The organism is Kytococcus sedentarius (assembly GCF_041937525.1).
In the GTDB taxonomy this organism is placed as follows: Bacteria; Actinomycetota; Actinomycetes; order Actinomycetales; family Dermatophilaceae; genus Kytococcus; species Kytococcus sedentarius_A.
Genome location: NZ_CP169391.1, coordinates 2,081,439 through 2,100,875, shown reverse-complemented (window position 1 = coordinate 2,100,875; position 19,437 = coordinate 2,081,439). Strand labels below are relative to the sequence as shown.

Below are 19,437 nucleotides of genomic sequence, written 5' to 3'. Positions count from 1 at the left end.
GACGCTCGGGTCAGATCTCGGTGCGGTGGAAGTTCGCCCAGCTGCGGCTGGCGGTGGGCCCACGCTGGCCCTGGTAGTGCGAGCCGTACTTGCTGCTGCCGTAGGGGTGCTCAGCGGGCGAGGACAGCTGGAAGAAGCAGAGCTGACCGATCTTCATGCCCGGGTGCAGCACGATGGGCAGGGTGGCGACGTTGCTCAGCTCGAGCGTCACGTGGCCGGAGAAACCCGGGTCCACGAAACCCGCGGTGGCGTGGGTGAGCAGGCCCAGCCGACCCAGGGAGCTCTTCCCCTCCACCCGGGCGGCGATGTCGATGGGCAGGGTGATCTGCTCGTAGGTGCTGCCCAGCACGAACTCGCCGGGGTGCAGCACGAACGGCTCGTCGGGCGCCACCTCCACCAGACGCGTCAGCTCGGGCTGCTCCTGCGCCGGGTCGATGAAGGGGTACTTGTGGTTGTCGAACAGGCGGAAGTAGCGGTCCAGCCGCACGTCGATGCTGCTGGGCTGCAGCATCGAGGGATCCCACGGGTCGAGGCGCACGGCCGAGTCGTCGCCGGCATCGATGCGGGCGGAGATGTCGCGGTCGGACAGCAGCATGAGGGCGAGGTTACCGGGGCGTGAGAGGGCGAGCCACGGCGTGTACCATGGGCGTCCGCAACCCTCGCGGGTGTAGTTCAATGGTAGAACATCAGCTTCCCAAGCTGAATACGCGAGTTCGATTCTCGTCACCCGCTCCACGGCCCCGCCGGCACCCGCCGCGCGGGGCTTCTTGCGTCCCGGGGGCAGGGGCGGGGCGGGTTCCTCAGGCGGCGGGGACGACCAGCCGCGGGATGGCCTCGATGAGGGAGCGCGTGTACTCGGTGCGCGGGGCCGCCCAGAGCTCCTCCGTGGGCGCCACCTCCAGCAGCTCGCCGCGCCGCATCACGGCCACCCGGTCGCACACGTGCCGCACCACGGACAGGTCGTGGCTCACGAACACCAGCGTCAGCCCCAGGTCGTCCACGAGCTCCCCGATGAGGTCCAGCACCTGCCCGCGCACGCTCACGTCCAGCGCGGAGACCGGCTCGTCGGCCAGCAGCACCCGCGGCGAGGGCGCCAGGGCCCGCGCGATGCTGATGCGCTGCCGCTGCCCCCCGCTGAACTGGTGCGGGTGGCGTCGCATCATGGACGGCTCCAGCCCCACCCGCCGCAGCAGCTCGGCCACCCGGTCGTCGACGTCGCCCCCCGACCACCCCTGCGCCACGAGCGGCTCGGCCACCACGTTCCGCACGGTCATGCGCGGGTCGAGGGAGTCGCGCGGGTCCTGGAAGACCATCTGCACGCTCTCGCGCAGCCACCCCAGCTTCCGCTCGGGCACGCCGGACACCTGTCGCCCCAGCACCTCGACCCGGCCCGATGCGGGGGACTCCAGCCCCGCGACCAGCCGCAGCAGGGTGGACTTGCCCGATCCCGACTCGCCCACGATGCCGAAGCGCTCGCCGGGCTCGATGGTGAGGCTCACCCCATCGAGAGCCACGACCTGCGGCGGTGGGGAGAACAGGCGCCGGCGGGGGCGCGTGTAGACCTGGCGCGCGTCCTCGATGGCGATGGCGGGAGCATCCTTCACAGGGTCGGTCGCACCCGGCGAGGCCGCAGCAGGGGGTGGGCTCACCGCATCGAGCGCCGTGGCGCCACCGGCGTCCCGCGGCTCCAGGCGCGACGCGGCCACCAACGCCTGGGCGTAGGGGTGCTGCGGGGCGCCGAAGACCTCGGCCACCGTCCCGCGCTCCACCACCTTCCCGTCCTTGAGCACCACCACGCGCTCGCACACCTGCGAGACCACCGCGAGGTCGTGCGTGATGAACAGCAGCGCCGCGTCGTGCTCGCGGGCGCCGTCGAGCACCTGGCGCAGCACGGTGGCCTGCACGGTCACGTCCAGGGCGGTGGTGGGCTCGTCGCAGATCAGCACGTCCGGATCGTTGGCCAGCGCGATGGCGATGACCACCCGCTGCCGCTGCCCGCCGGAGAGCTGGTGCGGGTGGGCGCGGGCGACTCCCTCGGCATCGGTGATGCCCACGCTCTCGAGCAGCTCCACGGCCCGGCGGGCGGCGGCGTCCCCGCGGGCGGTGCCGTGGATCTCCATCACCTCGGCCACCTGGTCGCCCACCCGCATGGTGGGGTTCAGCGCGCTCATGGGCTCCTGGAAGACCATGGAGAGGTCCAGGCCGCGGATCCGCGACATCGCACGGTCGCTGGCGCCGACCACCTGCGTGGTGGCGCCCCCCTCGGGCGTGAGCTCGATGCTGCCGGTGGCGTGCAGGTTGTCCGGCAGCAGCCCCATGATGGCCAGGGCCGTGAGCGACTTGCCCGACCCGGACTCGCCGATCAGACCGACGCGCTCCCCCGCATCGAGGGTGAGGTCCACCCCGGAGACCAGGGTGCGGTGGCGGGTGCCGATGGCGAGGTCACGCACCGCCAGACGGGGGCGCGATGCGGGGGCGTCGGCAGACATGGCGCACAGCCTACGGACCGCGCGCGGCGGGGTGGGGGCGTCAGCCCTGGGTGACGGGCTCGTGCCGGGTCGCCTGCCCTCGCCGGGCCTCCCGGGCATGGGCAGTCATGGCCACGAACAGAACGAGCGTCACCGCGGCGAAGTGATTGTCCCCACGTGCCTCGTGGGCAATCAGGATCACCAGCGCCAAGGGCACTGCCCAGGGGTACTGACGACTCCCGGTGGAGTGCATGATCCACCCCATCGCCAGCCCCGCGGTCAGGACGGGCAGCAGGACGAGCATGGACATCTGCGTCATCGCAGCCACCACCAAGGTCGCGACGACCAGCGCCGCCACGGTCGCCCACCACGCCGTCTGCCCCACAGTTCCTCCTCGTTCAGACATGCCCCCACCGTGCCTCACTGGTCGCTCACCTGCATCTGCGGGTCGAAGCGGTCGCGCAGCCCGTCGCCGAGCAGGTTGAACCCCAGGACCGCCAGTGCGATGGCCACGCCGGGCACGATCGCTAGGCGCGGGTCGGAGGCCAGCAGCGACTGGCTCTCCTGCAGCATCCGCCCCCAGCTGGGCGTGCCCGGGGGCGAGCCGAAGCCCAGGAAGCTCAGCCCCGCCTCGGCGAGGATGGCCAGCGCGAAGCTCACCGACGCCTGCACGATCACCAGCCCCACCACGTTGGGCAGCACGTGCCGCCACCCGATCGATGCGGGGCGCCGCCCGGCCACGCGCGCAGCGGTGATGAACTCGCGCGGCAGGATGCCCAGCACCCCCGAACGCGTCACCCGGGCGAAGTTCGGCACGCTCGCCAGGCCGATGGCGAACATCGCCGACGTGGTGGAGGCACCGAACACCGCAGCGAACATGATGGCCAGCAGCAGCCCGGGAAAGGCCAGGCCGATGTCCGCGGCGCGCATGATCAAGGCGTCCAGCCAGCGCGGCCCCATCGCCGAGAGGATGCCCAGCGGCACCCCCAGCAGCGCCGCCACCCCCACGGCCACGAAGCCCACGTAGAGCGTGGTGCGCGCCCCCACGAGAATCTGGCTGAGGGTGTCGCGGCCGAACTTGTCCGTGCCCAGCCAGTGCTCGGCACTGGGCCCCTCCAGACGGGCCGAGGGCACCACCCGCATCGGGTCGTACGGCGTCCACACGTAGGACAGCAGCGCCATCGCCACCATGGCAGCCACGATGACGCCACCGACCACCAGGTAGGCGCGGCCGGCCCGGCTCGGGGGGCGGCCCGCATCGACGGTCGCGCGCGAGGGCGCGGCGGGGCCGGTGGTGGTCATGCGGCACAGCCTACGGAAGCCGGGGACTGCCCAGCCGCTGCATCTTCTGCGGGTTGCCGTGCATCTGCACACCCGTGATCTGCCCGTCGGCGATCTCCACGACCACCAGTCGCGGCCCCACCGGGGTGTCGAACCACAGGGCCGGCCCGCCGTTCACCCGCATCGGCACCGGAGCGATCTCCCCCGCCTTGGACGCCACCCCGCAGAGGAAACGCACCGCCTTCTCCACCCCCACGATGGGGTGCAGCGCCGCCTTGCTGTGGCCCCCCGCATCGGTCCAGACCACACAGTCCTCGGACAGCAGCGCCACCGCGGTGGCCACGTCGCCGGCAGTGATGGCGGCCACCAGCGCCTCGAGCGGCGCGGCGTCGCTCCGCGCGTCCTGCACGGCCGGCAGTCGGCGGCGCGCCCGCGAGACCACCTGTCGGCACGCCGCCTCCGACCGCCCCACGCACTCGGCGATCTCCCGGTAGGACACCGCGAAGGCCTCCCGGAGCACGAACACCGCCCGGTCCACCGGGGGCAGCTCCTGCAGCACCCGCACCAACCCCAGGCCCAACAGGTCGCGGTGCTCCACCACCTCGGCGGGCAGGCGCTCGTCCGCGGCCGGCTCCGGCAGCCACGGGCCCACATAGGCCTCGCGGCGGGCTGCCTGGCGGCGCGCCGCATCGATGGCCAACCGGGTGGTGACGGTGGTGAGCCAGGCTCCCGGCTGGTCGATGCCGTGCGCCCGGCTGGCGCGCACACCCGCCTCGGCCACCACCTCCTCGGCGTCGTGCCAGCTGCCGGTGATCCGGTAGGCCAGCCCGGTGAGGCGGGGGCGCTCGGCCGCCCAGGCGTCGGTGGGGGTCACGCGTCCAGTCTGGTGGCGATGGCGATGCGGTTCCACACGTTGATGGTGGCGATGGCCAGCACCAGGGTGCCCAGGTGCTTGTCGTCGTAGTGGGAGGCGGCCTCGTCCCACACCGCATCGGTGACGCCCTCCTCACCCAGGCGGGTCACCGCATCGGTCAGGGCCAGGGCGGCCCTCTCGGCGGGGGTGAAGAGGTCACCGGGCAGGGGATCCTGGGCCAGGGCGTCGAGCACCTCCTGCGGCTCGCCGCGCTCGCGCAGGGCCGTGGAGTGCATGTCGATGCAGTGAGTGCAGCGGTTGAGCAGCGAGGCGCGGAGCTTCACCAGCTCGTACAGGCGGGTGTCGAGGTGGGTGCGGCTGTAGGTCTCCAGGCCCAGGACGGCGGCGAACCCCATCCGGTGGCTGCGGGACAGGTCGAGGCGAGGCATGGTGGCTCCCGGGGTCGGTGGTGCGGTCACAGGGTTGACGCACGCCGCGCCCGAGATGTGACAGCCCCCGCCGCCGCTCAGGCGCGGGCGCCGATGCGGGGGTCGATCACCACGTACAACACGTCCACCAGGAAGTTCACCACCAGCACCATCGCCACCAGCACCATCACCACGTCCTGCACCAGGATCAGATCGCGCTGCGCCACCGCGTCCACCAGCAGCGACCCCACCCCGGGGATCACGAAGACACGCTCGATGACCACGGCCCCCACCAGCATCGAGGTCAGCGACAGCCCCAGCACCGTCACCACCGGCACCGCCGCGTTCCGCCACCCGTGCCGCGCCAGCGCCCGCCGTCGCGTCAACCCCTTGGCACGAGCGGTGCGCATGAAGTCGGTGTCCATCACCTCAAGCACCGCGTTGCGCACGTACCGCGCCAGGATGGCCGCCTGCACCAGCGCCAGCGAGATGGCCGGCAGCGCCAGCTTGCGCAGGAACTCCCCCACCCCGTCGATGGGGGCGGTCCACCCACCCGAGGGCAGCCACCCCAGCCGCACCGCGAACAGGGCGATGAGCAGGATGCCCGCCAGGAAGGCCGGCACCGCCATGCCCACCTGGCTGGCCGCCGAGAGCACCACGCCCAGGCCCGACCGGTGGCGCAGCGCCATCACGGCCCCCAGCGGCACCGCGATGAGGACCGCCAGCGCCATCGCCGTTCCCACCAGCCACAGCGTCACCGCGAAGCGGTCGGTCAGCTGCGGCGCGATCTCGGCCCGGGAGACGTAGGACTCGCCCAGGTCCAGGGTCAGCAGGCCCCCCACCCACTCGGCGTAGCGCACCGGCCACGGCCGGTCCAGCCCGAACTCCGTGCGCATCTGCGCCACGGCCTCCTCCGAGGCGTTCATCCCCAGCGCCACGCGTGCCGGGTCGCCCGGCAGCACCGCCATCACCGCGAACACGATGAGGCTGGCCACCACCATGCTGACCAGCAGCACGGCGAAGCGGGAGGCGAGGCGCAGCAGCATCAGGGCATCCGGGGCGCACGGCACACAGCGGTGATCACCGCGGCACTCAGCGCTTCTCGCCGGCCGCGGCGCGGACGGCCGGCATGCGCATGTCGTCGCCCCACATCGTCACGTTGCGGGCCTGCGGCAGCTCGGAGCGGCGGAACACCGGCTCCTCGCCCCGCGAGCGCTGCTCGTCGTAGTTCTTCAGCATGGCGACGGCCAGCCCACCCAGCGGCAGGATGGCGATGAGGTTGATGGTGGCCATGAAGCCCATCACCAGGTCGGCCAGGTTCCACACCAGCGCCACCGAGCCCAGGGCACCACCCACCACGCACAGCACCACCAGCAGGCGGAAGACCGTGATGGCCAGCGTGGCGTTGCGCTTGCCGGCCAGGAAGCGGATGTTCGCCTCGCCGTAGTAGCTGTTGCCCAGGATGGACGACCACGCCAGGAAGAAGATCACCACCGAGAGGAACGGCCCGGCCCACGTGCCCACCTGCTCCTGCAGGGCGCTCTGGGTGAGGCCGATGCCCTGCGGGTCGTCCACGCCGTACTGCGGGTTGGACAGCAGGATCACGAAGGCCGTGGCCGAGCAGACGATGATGGTGTCGAAGTAGACGCCCAGCGCCTGCACCAGACCCTGCTTGGCCGGGTGGCTCACCGAGGCCGTCGCGGCGGCGTTGGGCACCGAACCCATACCGGCCTCGTTGGAGAACAACCCACGGCGCATGCCCTGCATGAGGGCCGCTCCGATGCCGGCACCGGCCACCTCCTTGAGGCCCAGCGCGTGACCCACGATGTGGGCGAACATGGCCGGCACCTCGGTGATGTTGAGGGCCACCACCACCAGCGCCACGAGGATGTACAGGGTCGCCATCACCGGCACGATGATCTCGGTGACCGCCGAGACCCGCTTCACGCCACCGAAGATGACCACGCCGGTCAGACCCGCCAGCACCAGGCCGGTGATCAGCGCGATGTTCTCCACCCCGGACAACGTGTCCTGCAGCGAGTAGCTGATCGAGTTGGACTGCACGGCGTTGAAGACGAAGCCGTAGGTGAACGTGATGATCACGGCAAAGAGCACGGCCACCGGCTTCCAGCCCAGCCCGTCGCGGATGTAGTACGCCGGCCCACCGACGTACCCGTCGCCACCCTTGACCTTGTACAGCTGGGCCAGGGTGGACTCGACGAAGGCCGTCGCGCCGCCGATGATGGCCAGCACCCACATCCAGAACACTGCCCCGGGGCCACCGACGGCGATGGCGACGGCCACCCCGGCCACGTTGCCGGTGCCCACGCGGGAGGCCGCGGAGACGGTGAAGGCGCGGAAGGCGGAGATGCCGTCCTCGGAGTCCGAGCCGGGCTTCTCCAGGATGTTGCGCACCATCTCCGGCAGCAGGCGCAGCTGCACGACGCCGGTGCGGAGGGTGAACCAGACACCGGCGGTGACCAGGAGCACGATCACCAGGTACCAGTAGTACCCGTTGATGTCGGAGATGGTGGTGGCGAGAGCATCCATGGGGGGCAGCGTACGTGGGCCGCGGGCTGGAACCGGAGTTCCCGATGGGGTGACACGCGCGCCGGAGGACGCTCACCTCATCGGCGCAGGGCGGTGAGGTCGAACCCCTCGGTGACGGCGTTGGTGGGGATGCCCTGGATGTCGGCGTCGGCCACCACCAGGTTCGGCAGGAGGAAGAGGAAGTCTGCGGCCGCGTCGGTGCTGATGATCTCCGCGGCCTTCTTCATCTGCTCGGTCTGCTCCTCCTGCGTGCCGGCGTCCGCGGCCTGCAGGGCCCTGGTCAGCGCGGGGTTCTCGTAGCGCAGGTAGTACTCGGGGTTGCCGAACACGTTGCCGAGGTCGCGCGGCTCCACGTGGGCGACGATGGACAGGTCGTAGTCGGCGCTCGAGTACACCTGCTCCAGCCACGATGCGGGGAACTCCAGCTGGTCGAGCGTCACCTGCAGCCCAGCCTCCTCCAGCTGGGACTTCACCACCTGTCCACACTCGGTGGCGTAGGGCAGCGTGGGCACGCGCAGGCGCAGCGGCTTGTCCACGCCGGCCTCCTTCACCAGCGTCTTCGCCTTCTCCACGTCGTACGGGAAGTCGCCGGTGCGGTCTTCGTACCAGGGGTCGGTGGGCGGCACCATCGAACCGATGAGCTCGCCCTTGCCGGCCCAGCAGGTGTCCAGCAGCGCCTGGTGGTCGATGGCATGGCGGATGGCCTGGCGCAGCGGCTCGGACTGCATGGTCTTGTTCGAGTGGTTGAAGCTCAGCACGACCTCGCCGTTGGTGGTGCCCTCGATCACCTGCAGGTTGTCCTTGCCCTCGAACTGGCTGAGGGACTCGGGGGCCTGCACGGTGGTCTCGACGTCGATGTCGCCGGTGAGCATGGCGTTGTTGAGCGCGGTGCCGTCCTTGAAGTAGCGGAAGACGGCCGTGGCGAAGTACGGCTTCTCGCCGTTGTAGTCCTCACGGCGCTCCAGGGTGATGCGGTCGCCGCGCTTCCAGTCCTTCACGTCGTACGGGCCGGAGCCGACGGGATCGGTGGCCAACTTGGCCTGGGTGTCGCTGGGGAAGACCGCGCCGATGCGGGTGGTCATGGCGAACAGCCACGAGTTGCTGGGCCGCTTCAGGGTGACGGTGACCGTGTGGTCGTCGGTGGCCTCGGCGGACTCCACCACGTCCATCTGGGACTTCAGGGAGGACGTCCAGGTCTTGCCCTGCACGGCCTCGATGCTGGCCACCACGTCCTGCGCGGTGAGCTCGCTGCCATCGGAGAAGGTGCGACCCTCCGGCAGGGTGAAGGTGTAGGTGAGCCGGTCCTCGGAGATCTCGTGCGACTCGGCCAGGGCGTCGACGATCTCGCCGGACTCGTCGTCGACGGTCACGAGGGTCTCGTAGACGTTGCCCAGCAGCAGCTGCGGGATGGCGGCGCCGTCGCCCGTGCGGAAGTCCAGCGTGGCGGGCTCGGCCACCAGACCCAGGGTGACGGTCTCGTCCGAGGGGCCGCTGGCCCCATCGGACCCGGACTGGGACGCGCCGGTGCCCGACCCCTCGGGGTCGTTGGAGCTGCCCGCGGAACAGGCGGTCAGGGCGAGCAGGGCACTGCCGGCGATGGCGGCGACGCGGCGGGTGGAACGGTTCACGATGTCTCCCAGATCACGGGGCGGCACCCTTGCCACCCGCGGATGGCGCACAGTGTGCGCCCTGACCGGGTGTCTTGACCACTTGCGCGGAACAGCGCCCGGGGTGGTGGTGTTCACGCACCGGACGCCCGCCCACCGCATCGGAGGACCCATGCCCCGCCCCATCGCCCTGTTCGAGCCCCTCACGCTGCGCGATCTGGAGGTGCGACACCGGGCCTTCGTGGCCGCCATGTGCCAGTACTCCTGCGACCCGCTGACCGCGCCGGGCGTGCCCAACGACTGGCACCTGGTGCACCTGGGCGCGTTCGCCACGGGTGGCGCGTCGATGATCGTCACCGAGGCCGCCGCCGTGGTGCCCGAGGGGCGGATCTCCCCCCAGGACGCGGGGATCTGGAACGACGAGCAGGTGGCCGGGTGGCGCCGTGTGAACGACTTCGTCCACGGGTTGGGTGCGGGCGTGACCACCGCGGTGCAGCTGGCCCACGCCGGACGCAAGGCCTCCACGTGGCGACCCTTCGACACTGACGGTCGCAGCGGATCGGTGGCGGTGGGGGCCGATGCGGACGGGTTCGCCCCCAGCATCGAGACGGGCGGGTGGCAGACCGTGGCACCCACCGATGAGGCGTTCGGCGACCTCGCGGCCCCGCGGGCGCTGACCGGCGAGGAGATCCGCGCGACCATCACCGCCTTCGGCGACGCCGCCGAGCGCGCCGTGGCGGCCGGCTTCGACGCGGTGGAGGTGCACGGGGCGCACGGCTACCTCATCCACCAGTTCATCTCCCCGCTGGTGAACACGCGCACCGACCAGTGGGGCGGCAGCGAGGAGGGGCGCTTCCGGTTCGGCCTCGAGGTGGTGCGCGAGGTGCGCTCGCGGGTGCCGGACTCGATGCCGGTGATGCTGCGGATCTCCGCGACCGACTGGGAGGACGTGGACGGTGACGTGGCCTCGCTGCAGCGGTTCGTGGTGGCCGCGGCGGAGCTGGGTGTGGACTTCGTGGACGTCTCCAGCGGGGGCAACCTGCCGGCGCCGAAGATCGTGAGCGGCCCCGGGTACCAGGTGCGCTTCGCCACCGCCATGCGCGAGGCGCTGCGGGCTGCCGGGTCAGCTGTGCCGGTGGGTGCGGTGGGGGAGATCAGCTCGCCGCACCAGGCCGAGACGATCGTGGGGCAGGGCCAGGCCGATGCGGTGCTCCTGGCACGCGCAGCCCTGGCGGACCCGCACTGGTGGATGCGGGCCGCATCGGAGCTGGGTGCGGAGCCGGTGACCATCGGGCAGTACGAGCGGGCCCGGGTGGACCGCCTGGCCTGAGTCGGTCTGGCTGGCCTGAGCAGCGCCCGGCCCCCGTCCTCCGGATGTGCGGCCCGGTCCGGGCCCGCCGACACCTGAGACCCGCACCGGTGCTGATCTCGGGTGTCCTGCCTCTCCGAGATCCGCCCCGGTGCTGAAGTCGACAGTCGAGCCCCGCACCGGTGCGGAATTCGCGGCTGGGGCCAAGGACACCGCGCCGTGGGCGGGGGCAAGGAACCGGGACGCCCGCCCACCGAAGCACCCGCCCCGCCGCATCGGAGACTCGCCGGGTGGTGAAACCCTTCCCCCAAAGTGAACAGCGGGTTAACATTGGGTGAAGAACCGGGGCGGAGACGCCGAGAGTCCCCGCCGCACACAGGAGTTGCCATGACCATCATCGGAACGGATCAGCAGTACGAGCACGCGGTGGAGCGTCTCGCCGAGGAGTTCGACGCGGTGTTCACCCGCGATGAGGTGGCGCGCGAGCTGCACGCCGTCCGCGCCGACATGGAGGCCACCGCCAAGGTCCGGGACTTCATCCCGGTCCTGGCCGAGCGGTACGCCAAGGAGCACCTCCAGGCCATCGCCCACGCACGCGGCGCCAGCATCACCAAGTTCCCCGTGGTGATGTTCGTCAGCCCCCGCAATGCCAGCGCAACCCAGATGGCGGCGGTGATGACCGACAAGTACTCCGGCGGTCGCATCCACGTCCTCAGCGCCGGGGTGCGCCGGGCCGAGGAGATCGCCCCCGCGGTCATCGAGGTGATGCACGAGTACGGCATCGACACCACCACCATGTACCCCCGCGCGGTGAACCGGGACGTCCTGGACGCCGCCGACGTGGTGGTGAGCATGGCCGACCCGGACCTGGGCGACGACTTCACCGCCAAGCAGCACCTGGACTGGGACGTCACCGTGGACGAGGACGACATCGCGTCCGTCCGCGCAGCCCGCGACGAGCTCAAGGTCCGCGTGGACGAGCTCATCGAGTCCCTCCTCGGCGAGGGCTCCGTGCTCTCCGCGCAGGAGGCAGCCGACTACCAGAGCGCCAAGCAGGCCGGCCGCGCCGAGACGCCCGCACCGATCACCCGTGAGGCGCAGCCCGCCTGAGGTCCCCGATGGGGTGAGCCCACCTCAGGCGAACAGCTCACCCACCGCCGCCCATGCCTGCTGGTCGAGCGCGTACCAGGACCACTGACCGCGCTTCTCCCGGGTGAGCAGCCCCGCATCGACCAGCAGCTTGAGGTGGTGGCTGACCGTCGGCTGCGACAGGTCGACCACCTCCTGCAGGTCGCACACGCACGCCTCCCCACCCTCGGCGCCTCGGATGGCGGCCACCAGGCGCACCCGCGCAGGGTGGCCCAGCGCCTTCAGGACCGATGCGGTGTGCTCCGCAGCCTCGTCCGTGATCGCCACCGGCAACCCGCCACTGCATGCATTGACGTTCATCGATGCATTGTGCCACGATCTGCGCATCGACAACCGTCGATACACAGATCGTGGCACGGTCATGCCCACCGGCCGGCCACCACGCCCCGGGAGAGACCATGTCGCGCATCCAGCTGGCCCTCACCGTCCGCGACGTCGAGCGGTCCGTGGCCTTCTACACCCACCTGCTGGGCACCGAGCCCCACAAGCGCCGCCCCGGGTACGCCAACTTCGACGTGGCCGAGCCGCCGCTGAAGCTGGTCCTCATCGAGGGCACGTCCACCGAGGCGCCCGCCACCGACGCCGGCGGGTGCTGCACCACCCGGCCCGGCTCCCTCAACCACCTCGGCATCGAGGTCACGTCCGTCGATGAGGTGCACGCCGCCCGCGAGCGCCTCACCGCGGCCGGCCTGGCCACCTTCGACGAGAACGACACCACCTGTTGCTACGCGCGCCAGGACAAGGTGTGGGTGCACGACCCCGACGGCATCGAGTGGGAGGTCTACACCATCACTGACGACGACCCCACCGACGCCCAGCCCCCCACCCAGCACCTCCCGGGAGACCCCGCGTGACCGCACCCACCGACGCCTCGCCCCAGCCCGCCGAGGCCCACGTCACCGAGCGCCTCTCCACGCTGGACCGCTTCCTCCCGGTGTGGATCGGCGCCGCAATGGTGGCCGGGCTGCTGCTGGGCCGGGTCGTGCCCGGTCTGGGCGAGGCCCTGCAGGCCGTGCAGGTCGACGGCATCTCGCTGCCCATTGCCATCGGCCTGCTGGTGATGATGTACCCGGTCCTGGCGAAGGTCCGCTACGACCGCCTGGACACCGTGACCGCCGACACCCGCATGCTCGGCAGCTCCCTGGTGCTCAACTGGGTGCTGGGTCCGGCGCTGATGTTCGCCCTGGCGTGGATCTTTCTGCCGGACCTGCCCGAGTACCGCACGGGCCTGATCATCGTGGGTCTGGCCCGCTGCATCGCGATGGTCATCATCTGGAACGACCTCGCCTGCGGCGACCGGGAGGCCGCGGCCGTCCTGGTGGCCATCAACTCCGTCTTCCAGGTGTTCATGTTCGGCGTGCTGGGCTGGTTCTACCTGTCGGTCCTGCCCGGCTGGCTCGGCCTGGACAGCTCGGGGCTGGACGTGAGCCCTTGGCAGATCGCCAAGAGCGTGCTGATCTTCCTGGGCATCCCGCTGGTGGCCGGCTTCCTCACCCGCCTCTTCGGTGAGCGCACCCTGGGCCGTGATCGCTACGAGAACCGCTTCCTGCCGGCCATCGGCCCGTGGGCGCTGTACGGCCTGCTGTTCACCATCGTGGTCCTGTTCGCGCTGCAGGGTGACCAGATCACCTCGCGCCCGCTGGACGTCGCCCGCATCGCCCTGCCCCTGCTGGCCTACTTCGTCATCATGTGGGGTGGGTCGTACGCCCTCGGCCGCGCGGTGGGGCTGGGCTACGAGCGCACCACGACCCTCGCGTTCACGGCCGCGGGCAACAACTTCGAGCTCGCCATCGCGGTGGCCATCGCCACCTTCGGCCTCACCTCCGGGCAGGCGCTGGCCGGGGTGGTCGGGCCGCTCATCGAGGTGCCGGTGCTCGTGGGCCTGGTGTACGTGAGCCTGTGGCTGCGCCGCCGATTCTTCGCGTCGTCCCCCTCAACTCCCTCGACCCATCCGACCACAGGAGCGTCCGCATGACCCCCTCCACCAGCCCCGATGGGGTGACTCCCGCCGCGCGCCGCGCCCGCCCGTCGGTGATGTACGTCTGCGTCCACAACGCGGGCCGTTCGCAGATGGCCGCCGCATGGACCCGCACATTGGGCGGCGACCGCATCGAGGTGCGCTCCTCGGGCTCCCAGCCGGCCGATGCGGTGAACCCGGCCGCCGTGGAGGCGATGGCCGAGGTCGGCATCGACGTCGGCGCTGTCACCCCGCGCATCCTCACGCGAGAGGACATGGAGGCCTCCGACGTGGTGGTCACGATGGGGTGCGGCGACGAGTGCCCCTACGTGCCCGGCGTGCGTCGCGAGGACTGGGCCCTGGCCGACCCCGCGGGGCAGCCGGTGGAGGCGGTCCGCCCGGTGCGTGATGAGATCCGCGCCCGCGTGGAGGAACTGCTGCGCTCGCTCGACATCGAGCCGGCCGACTGGCCCGGCACGAGCGGCAACACCAGTGCCTGACCTCCGCCGGCTGTGGCGCTGGTTCGTCGGCGAGCCCCTACCCGAGTACACCCCCCAGGATCCGACCCTCGCGGTGTACGACCACGCCATCGCCGAGATGTGGCGGGAGGGCGAGTTGAAGGCCCACCTCGCCTGCCAAGTGGGGAACCTGTGGACCGGAGAACCGTGGCCGTGGTTCCTGGTGATCTGGGCCTCGGGGCAGCGAGAGATGTCCTTCGAGGACTACGGCCCGCATTGGACAACGGTCCGGGAGCTCGACGCCGGGTTCATCGAGTTCCAGCACGGCCCGAGTGTCGTTGAGCACGGCCGGTGGCTCACGAGAATCGACCATGGGGAGTGGGGAGCGCGCTACGAACTGACCTGGCTGGACCCTCTGGAGTCCGCCATGCGGTGGAAGGAACTGGGTCTGCAGGAAGACCACTTCTGAGCCGAGCGCACGGCTCCTCGTCCACGGTGAAACCAGCGTTCTCGTGGACGGCACCCAGATGGAGGTCGTCGTCATCGCCGGTGGCCGAGCCGGCCTGAGCAACTCGATGGCGCCGCCTCGACTCACTCCCCCCGAGCGATCCTCCGGATGTGGGCCGGAACGGGCTCGCCCAGCTTCTTCGCAGCCTTGACGTAGACCTGCGCCGCCAGACGCCTGTTCTCCGGTGACAAGCGGTGCTTGGGTCGATCAAGCCTCGACATCTCCCGTTGGGCCATGGCCGTCCACCTCCTCCCCGCAGTATCCGCCCTCCCCGTCACCACACCTGTGGACAAGCCGGCGGTGACACCATCACTCCCGTGACTCCTGTGGACGGCACCCCCATCGACGGCACTCCCCTCGACGTGGTCGTCATCGGCGGCGGCCAGGCCGGGCTGGCGACCAGCTTCTGGCTGCGCCGCGCCGGCATCGAGCACGTGGTCCTCGACGACGCCAACCAACCCGCCGGGGCCTGGGCCCGCACGTGGCCGAGCCTGCGCGCCTTCTCGCCGCCGCAGTACTCCTCACTGCCGGGCTGGCTCATGCCCCGCTGGGAGGGCGACGGCGGCTTCCCACCCCGCGAGCACGTCGTGGACTACCTCACCGAGTACGAGCTCCGTTACGACCTGCCCGTCCAGCGCCCGGTCCGGGTGGGCTCCGTCCACGATGCGGGGGAGCGCCTGCGCGTCGAGGCCACCACCCCCTCGGGCCCGATGACATGGCTCGCCCGCACGGTCGTCAGCGCCACCGGCACGTGGTCGCGCCCGTTCATCCCCTCCGTGCCCGGCAGGTCGGCCTTCACCGGCACCCAGTTGCACTCCGCCCGGTACCGCACCCCGGACGCCCTGACCACGGGGCGCGTCCTGGTGGTGGGCGGGGGCAACACCGGCGCGCAGCTGGCGGCCGAGCTCACCGCATCGCACGAGGTCGTCTGGGCCACCCAGCGCCCGCCGCGCTTCATGCCCGATGACGTGGACGGACGCGTGCTCTTCGACGTCGCCACCGCCCGCCGGGCCGCACTGGACGCCGGCCGCGAGGACGACGGTGGCGTGCAGTCCCTGGGCGACATCGTCATGGTCCCCGCCGTGCGCGAGGCGGTGGCCGCGGGGCACCTGACCGCCGTGCCGATGGTGGAGCGGCTCACCGCATCGGGCGTCGTGTGGGGCCACCACGACACCGACGGTTCCACGTGGAACACGCCCCCGGCGCCGGCGGGTGAGGAGTACGGCATCGACGTCGTGCTCTGGTGCACCGGCTACCGGCCCGCCCTGGGCCACCTGCGTCCGCTGGGCCTGCGCGGGACCGACGGGCGGGTGGGCATCGCCGACGGCTCGATGACGCAGGCCGCCGACGACCCGCGCGTGCACCTGATGGGCTACGGCGACTGGACCGGCCCGGCCTCGGCCACCCTCATCGGCGTGGGCCGCCCGGCCCGCGCAGCCGTGCGGGAGATCGGCGAGCTGCTCGGCTGACTCAGCCGGCCAGCTCGCCGTGCCGCGAGCACCGCGCCGTCCACCCACGCGGCGTCACCTGCACCACCATCCGGCGCCGGCACTCGGCGCAGTAGCGCGGCGGCTCGAGCTCCAGGCGACGGGCGCACACGGCGTGCTCCCCCGCATCGAGGCCCTGCCCGCAGTGCCCACAGTAGGCGGGCACTGTGGGCACTGTGGGCAGGGCGCTGGCCTCGTCCGGCACCTCAGATGGTCCGGCTCAGGGCCTGGATGGGCATCTTCAGCTCGTCGAGCAGGTCGAGGTCCTGCTGCGGGTCGCGACCCAGCGTGGTCAGGTAGTTGCCCACGATGATCGCGTTGATGCCGCCGGTCAGCCCCTGGCGCGTACCCAGCTCACCGAGGGTGATCTCGCGGCCGCCGGCGAAGCGCAGGATGGTGCGCGGCAGCGCCAGGCGGAAGGCCGCGATCGTGCGCAGCGCGTCCTGGGTGCCCATCGGCTCGAGCTCCCCGAAGGGCGTGCCCGGCCTGGGGTTGAGGAAGTTGAGCGGCACCTCGTGCGGCTCCAGCGCGCCGAGCTCGGCGGCCAGCTCGGCCCGCTGGCGCACCGACTCGCCCATGCCCACCAAGGCGCCGCAGCACAGCTCCATGCCGGACTCGACGACCATCCGGCAGGTCTCGAGACGCTCGTCGTAGGTGTGGGTGGTGACCACCTGGTCGAAGTACGAGCGCGCCGTCTCCAGGTTGTGGTTGTAGCGGTGCACGCCCATCTCGACCATCTGGTCCACCTGCTCCGGGGTGAGCATGCCCACCGAGACCGCGATCTCGATGTCGACCTCGGCCTTGATCGCGGCGATGGCGGTGCGCAGCTGCGTCATGAGGCGCTCGTCGGGGCCGCGGACGGCCGCCACGATGCAGAACTCGCTCGCCCCGGTCTCCTTGGTCTCCTGCGCTGCCTTGATGAGCTCCTTGACGTTGAGCCACACGGCGCGCACCGGGGAGGTGAACTGGCCGGACTGGCTGCAGAAGTGGCAGTCCTCGGGGCAGCCGCCGGTCTTCAGCGAGACGATGCCCTCGACCTCCACGCCCTCGCCGTTGTGCCGCACCCGCACCTCGTGCGCCAGGGCCAGCAGCTCCTCGACCCGCTCGTCGGGCAGGTTCAGCACCTGCTCCACCTGGTCGGCGTCCAGGCCCACGCCGCGCTCGAGGACCTGCTCGCGCGCGATGGCGAGGATGTCACCCTCCGATGCGGTGGCCCCGGCCACGTCGTGAGGGTCACCCCCCGCGGTGGTCCGGGCGGCGGTCTCGGTGGCGGGGCTCACGGCATCGGGAGTCATGGGCGCAGAGTGTGGCCCAGGCGGGGACCGGCGCAGTACCCGGTGCGTGGTGTTGCGTGTACTGCCCTCGCGGGTGCACCATGTCTGTGACACAGCGCACCGGGTAGCCCCTGCCCCCGAGCACACCGCCCGGGGCGGGCCCCGCGGGCGGCGCGGAGCACCCCATCGAGGAGGAAGCGGCACCGATGAGCCACTACAAGTCCAACGTCCGAGACCTGGAGTTCAACCTCTTCGAGGTGTTCAACCGCCAGGACGTCCTGGGCCAGGGCCCCTACGCCGAGGTGGATGCGGACACCGCCAAGGAGGTCCTCCACGAGGTCGCGCGCCTGGCGGAGAACGAGATCGCCGCCAGCTTCACCGAGTCCGACCGCACCCCGCCGACCTTCGACCCGGACACCCACGAGGCGACCATGCCCGGGGCCTTCTCGAAGTCCTACAAGGCGTGGGCCGACGCCGAGTTCTGGCGCATGAACCTGGAGCCCGAGCTCGGCGGCACGCTGGCCACCCCCAGCGTCAACTGGGCCATCGCCGAGATGATCCTGGGCGCCAACCCCGCGGTGTTCATGTTCTCCGCCGGCTTCAACTTCGCCAACATCCTGTTCAACAACGGCACCGCCGAGCAGAAGCACCTCGCCCAGCTGATGATCGACCGCCACTGGGGCGCCACCATGGTGCTCACCGAGCCCGATGCGGGCAGCGACGTGGGCGCGGGCGTCACCAAGGCCGTCCAGCAGGAGGACGGCACCTGGCACCTGCACGGCGTGAAGCGCTTCATCACCAACGGAGACGCCGACTTCTACGAGAACAACATCCACTTCGTGCTCGCCCGCCCCGAGGGCGCCGGCCCCGGCACCAAGGGCCTCAGCCTGTTCGTGGTGCCCAAGTACCACTTCGACCCGCAGACCGGTGACCTCGGCGAGCGCAACGGTGCCTACGTCACCAACGTGGAGCACAAGATGGGGCTGAAGGTCTCCACCACCTGCGAGCTGCGCTTCGGTGAGGACCCCTCCACCCCGGCCGTCGGCACGCTGCTGGGCGAGGTGCACGACGGCATCGCCCAGATGTTCCAGGTCATCGAGTACGCCCGCATGCTGGTGGGAACGAAGGCCATCGCCACCCTGTCCACGGGGTACCTCAATGCCCTGGAGTACGCGAAGGAGCGTGTGCAGGGCGCCGACATGCTGCAGATGACGGACAAGTCGGCCCCGCGCGTGACCATCACCCACCACCCGGACGTTCGCCGCAGCCTGATGCTGCAGAAGGCCTACTCCGAGGGACTGCGCGCCCTGGTGCAGTACACCGCCACCTTCCAGGACACCGCGCACGCGGTGGGCGACGAGGGTGCAGGTGCCGCCGGTGACGACGGCGCCGCCATGGCCGCCCGCGTCAACGACCTGCTGCTGCCCATCGTCAAGGGCGTGGGCTCCGAGCGTGCCTGGGTGCTGCTGGGCACCGAGTCGCTGCAGACCTTCGGTGGCTCGGGCTTCCTGCAGGACTACCCGCTGGAGCAGTACGTCCGCGACGCCAAGATCGACACCCTCTACGAGGGCACCACCGCCATCCAGGCGCAGGACTTCTTCTTCCGCAAGATCCTGCGCGACCAGGGCCAGGCCCTCGGCGTGGTGGCCGGCGAGATCCAGGCCTTCCTGCAGGCCGGTGGCGCCGAGGAGCTGGCCGAGAGCCGTGAGCAGCTGGGCAAGGCGCTGGGTGAGCTGCAGCAGTTCATCGGGGTGCTCACCGGCTGGGCCCAGGCCGCCCAGGGCGAGCCGCGCGAGCTCTACAAGGTCGGTCTGCAGTCCAGCCGCCTGCTCATGGCCGCCGGTGACGTCCTCATCGGCTGGCTCCTGCTGCGCCAGGCCCAGGTGGCCAGCGAGAAGGTCGACGCCGCCACCGGCGCGGACAGGGACTTCTACACGGGCAAGGTCGCCGCGGCGAAGTTCTTTGCGCGCGAGGTGCTCCCCCGCATCGGGGCCGACCGACGCACCGCGGAGTCCACCACCGGTGAGCTGATGGAGGTGCCCGAGAGCGCCTTCTGACCTCTCACCCGACGCACCCGGGGCGGTCCTCCAGCACGATGCCGGGGGGCC

The 19,437-nt window shown here is 71.2% G+C and carries 20 protein-coding genes and 1 tRNA gene; 9 read left to right on the top strand and 12 right to left on the bottom strand.

The window, feature by feature from the left end:
- Window positions 1-10: 10 nt before the first annotated feature.
- On the bottom strand, window positions 11-595 hold the full coding sequence (dcd, locus tag ACEY2A_RS09755; protein WP_374928406.1) for a dCTP deaminase: 585 nt from the start codon (window positions 593-595) through the stop codon (window positions 11-13).
- 66 nt (window positions 596-661) lie between these two features.
- Here dcd and ACEY2A_RS09750 point away from each other — a divergent pair.
- Window positions 662-735, top strand: a tRNA-Gly gene (locus tag ACEY2A_RS09750).
- Window positions 736-800: 65 nt separating this feature from the next.
- Here the strand turns inward: ACEY2A_RS09750 and ACEY2A_RS09745 are convergent.
- The 8 genes from ACEY2A_RS09745 to ACEY2A_RS09710 all read right to left on the bottom strand — a co-directional run bounded on the left by ACEY2A_RS09745 (window position 801) and on the right by ACEY2A_RS09710 (window position 9,208).
- On the bottom strand, window positions 801-2,489 hold the full coding sequence (locus tag ACEY2A_RS09745; RefSeq protein WP_374928405.1) for a dipeptide ABC transporter ATP-binding protein: 1,689 nt from the start codon (window positions 2,487-2,489) through the stop codon (window positions 801-803).
- A 40-nt stretch (window positions 2,490-2,529) separates the two neighbouring features.
- Window positions 2,530-2,874: a hypothetical protein gene (locus ACEY2A_RS09740; RefSeq protein ID WP_374928404.1), complete on the bottom strand. Its 345-nt coding sequence runs from the start codon at window positions 2,872-2,874 to the stop codon at window positions 2,530-2,532.
- A gap of 14 nt (window positions 2,875-2,888) precedes the next feature.
- On the bottom strand, window positions 2,889-3,770 hold the full coding sequence (locus ACEY2A_RS09735; protein WP_374928403.1) for an ABC transporter permease: 882 nt from the start codon (window positions 3,768-3,770) through the stop codon (window positions 2,889-2,891).
- A gap of 10 nt (window positions 3,771-3,780) precedes the next feature.
- A complete protein-coding gene (locus ACEY2A_RS09730; RefSeq protein ID WP_374928402.1) occupies window positions 3,781-4,623 on the bottom strand; it encodes a sigma-70 family RNA polymerase sigma factor in 843 nt (280 codons plus the stop codon).
- A complete protein-coding gene (locus tag ACEY2A_RS09725; protein WP_374928401.1) occupies window positions 4,620-5,051 on the bottom strand; it encodes a carboxymuconolactone decarboxylase family protein in 432 nt (143 codons plus the stop codon). The genes ACEY2A_RS09730 and ACEY2A_RS09725 overlap by 4 nt, the downstream gene beginning before the upstream one ends.
- Before the next feature lie 77 nt (window positions 5,052-5,128).
- Complete coding sequence (locus ACEY2A_RS09720) at window positions 5,129-6,076, bottom strand: ABC transporter permease (protein ID WP_374928400.1); 948 nt, start codon at window positions 6,074-6,076, stop codon at window positions 5,129-5,131.
- A 46-nt stretch (window positions 6,077-6,122) separates the two neighbouring features.
- Window positions 6,123-7,580 (bottom strand): alanine/glycine:cation symporter family protein, encoded by a 1,458-nt coding sequence (locus ACEY2A_RS09715; protein ID WP_374928399.1) that lies wholly within the window; start codon window positions 7,578-7,580, stop codon window positions 6,123-6,125.
- Between the two features lie 77 nt (window positions 7,581-7,657).
- Window positions 7,658-9,208 (bottom strand): ABC transporter substrate-binding protein, encoded by a 1,551-nt coding sequence (locus ACEY2A_RS09710; protein ID WP_374928398.1) that lies wholly within the window; start codon window positions 9,206-9,208, stop codon window positions 7,658-7,660.
- Window positions 9,209-9,359: 151 nt separating this feature from the next.
- Between ACEY2A_RS09710 and ACEY2A_RS09705 the strand changes: the two genes are divergently transcribed.
- Both ACEY2A_RS09705 and ACEY2A_RS09700 read left to right on the top strand, forming a co-directional pair.
- The gene (locus tag ACEY2A_RS09705; protein WP_374928397.1) at window positions 9,360-10,517 is read left to right on the top strand and encodes an NADH:flavin oxidoreductase/NADH oxidase; all 1,158 of its coding nucleotides are present in this window, start codon (window positions 9,360-9,362) and stop codon (window positions 10,515-10,517) included.
- Between the two features lie 366 nt (window positions 10,518-10,883).
- Window positions 10,884-11,606 (top strand): low molecular weight phosphatase family protein, encoded by a 723-nt coding sequence (locus ACEY2A_RS09700; RefSeq protein ID WP_374928396.1) that lies wholly within the window; start codon window positions 10,884-10,886, stop codon window positions 11,604-11,606.
- 24 nt (window positions 11,607-11,630) lie between these two features.
- Here ACEY2A_RS09700 and ACEY2A_RS09695 read toward each other — a convergent pair whose 3' ends face one another.
- Window positions 11,631-11,945, bottom strand: coding sequence for an ArsR/SmtB family transcription factor (locus tag ACEY2A_RS09695; RefSeq protein ID WP_374928395.1), 315 nt, complete (start codon window positions 11,943-11,945; stop codon window positions 11,631-11,633).
- A 98-nt stretch (window positions 11,946-12,043) separates the two neighbouring features.
- Here ACEY2A_RS09695 and ACEY2A_RS09690 point away from each other — a divergent pair, with 98 nt between their 5' ends.
- The 5 genes from ACEY2A_RS09690 (at window position 12,044) to ACEY2A_RS09670 (ending at window position 16,037) form a co-directional block, all read left to right on the top strand.
- Entirely contained in the window at window positions 12,044-12,499 is a 456-nt protein-coding gene (locus ACEY2A_RS09690) for an ArsI/CadI family heavy metal resistance metalloenzyme (RefSeq protein ID WP_374928394.1), read from the top strand.
- A 98-nt stretch (window positions 12,500-12,597) separates the two neighbouring features.
- On the top strand, window positions 12,598-13,620 hold the full coding sequence (gene arsB / locus ACEY2A_RS09685) for an ACR3 family arsenite efflux transporter (RefSeq protein WP_374929992.1): 1,023 nt from the start codon (window positions 12,598-12,600) through the stop codon (window positions 13,618-13,620).
- Window positions 13,617-14,102 carry an arsenate reductase ArsC gene (locus ACEY2A_RS09680; RefSeq protein WP_374928393.1) on the top strand — a complete coding sequence of 162 codons (486 nt, stop codon included), beginning with the start codon at window positions 13,617-13,619 and terminating at the stop codon, window positions 14,100-14,102. Before arsB ends, ACEY2A_RS09680 begins: the two co-directional genes overlap by 4 nt.
- The gene (locus ACEY2A_RS09675; protein WP_374928392.1) at window positions 14,095-14,529 is read left to right on the top strand and encodes a hypothetical protein; all 435 of its coding nucleotides are present in this window, start codon (window positions 14,095-14,097) and stop codon (window positions 14,527-14,529) included. The genes ACEY2A_RS09680 and ACEY2A_RS09675 overlap by 8 nt, the downstream gene beginning before the upstream one ends.
- 356 nt (window positions 14,530-14,885) lie before the next feature.
- A complete protein-coding gene (locus tag ACEY2A_RS09670; RefSeq protein ID WP_374928391.1) occupies window positions 14,886-16,037 on the top strand; it encodes an ArsO family NAD(P)H-dependent flavin-containing monooxygenase in 1,152 nt (383 codons plus the stop codon).
- Window position 16,038: 1 nt separating this feature from the next.
- Here the strand turns inward: ACEY2A_RS09670 and ACEY2A_RS09665 are convergent, their stop codons facing one another.
- Both ACEY2A_RS09665 and bioB read right to left on the bottom strand, forming a co-directional pair.
- Window positions 16,039-16,221 carry a hypothetical protein gene (locus tag ACEY2A_RS09665; protein ID WP_374928390.1) on the bottom strand — a complete coding sequence of 61 codons (183 nt, stop codon included), beginning with the start codon at window positions 16,219-16,221 and terminating at the stop codon, window positions 16,039-16,041.
- A gap of 40 nt (window positions 16,222-16,261) precedes the next feature.
- A complete protein-coding gene (bioB, locus tag ACEY2A_RS09660; RefSeq protein ID WP_374928389.1) occupies window positions 16,262-17,350 on the bottom strand; it encodes a biotin synthase BioB in 1,089 nt (362 codons plus the stop codon).
- Between the two features lie 185 nt (window positions 17,351-17,535).
- On the opposite strand from bioB, the gene ACEY2A_RS09655 reads away from it, so the two are divergent.
- Window positions 17,536-19,386, top strand: a complete 1,851-nt coding sequence (locus tag ACEY2A_RS09655; RefSeq protein WP_374928388.1) for an acyl-CoA dehydrogenase — start codon at window positions 17,536-17,538, stop codon at window positions 19,384-19,386.
- The last annotated feature ends 51 nt before the right edge of the window (window positions 19,387-19,437 follow it).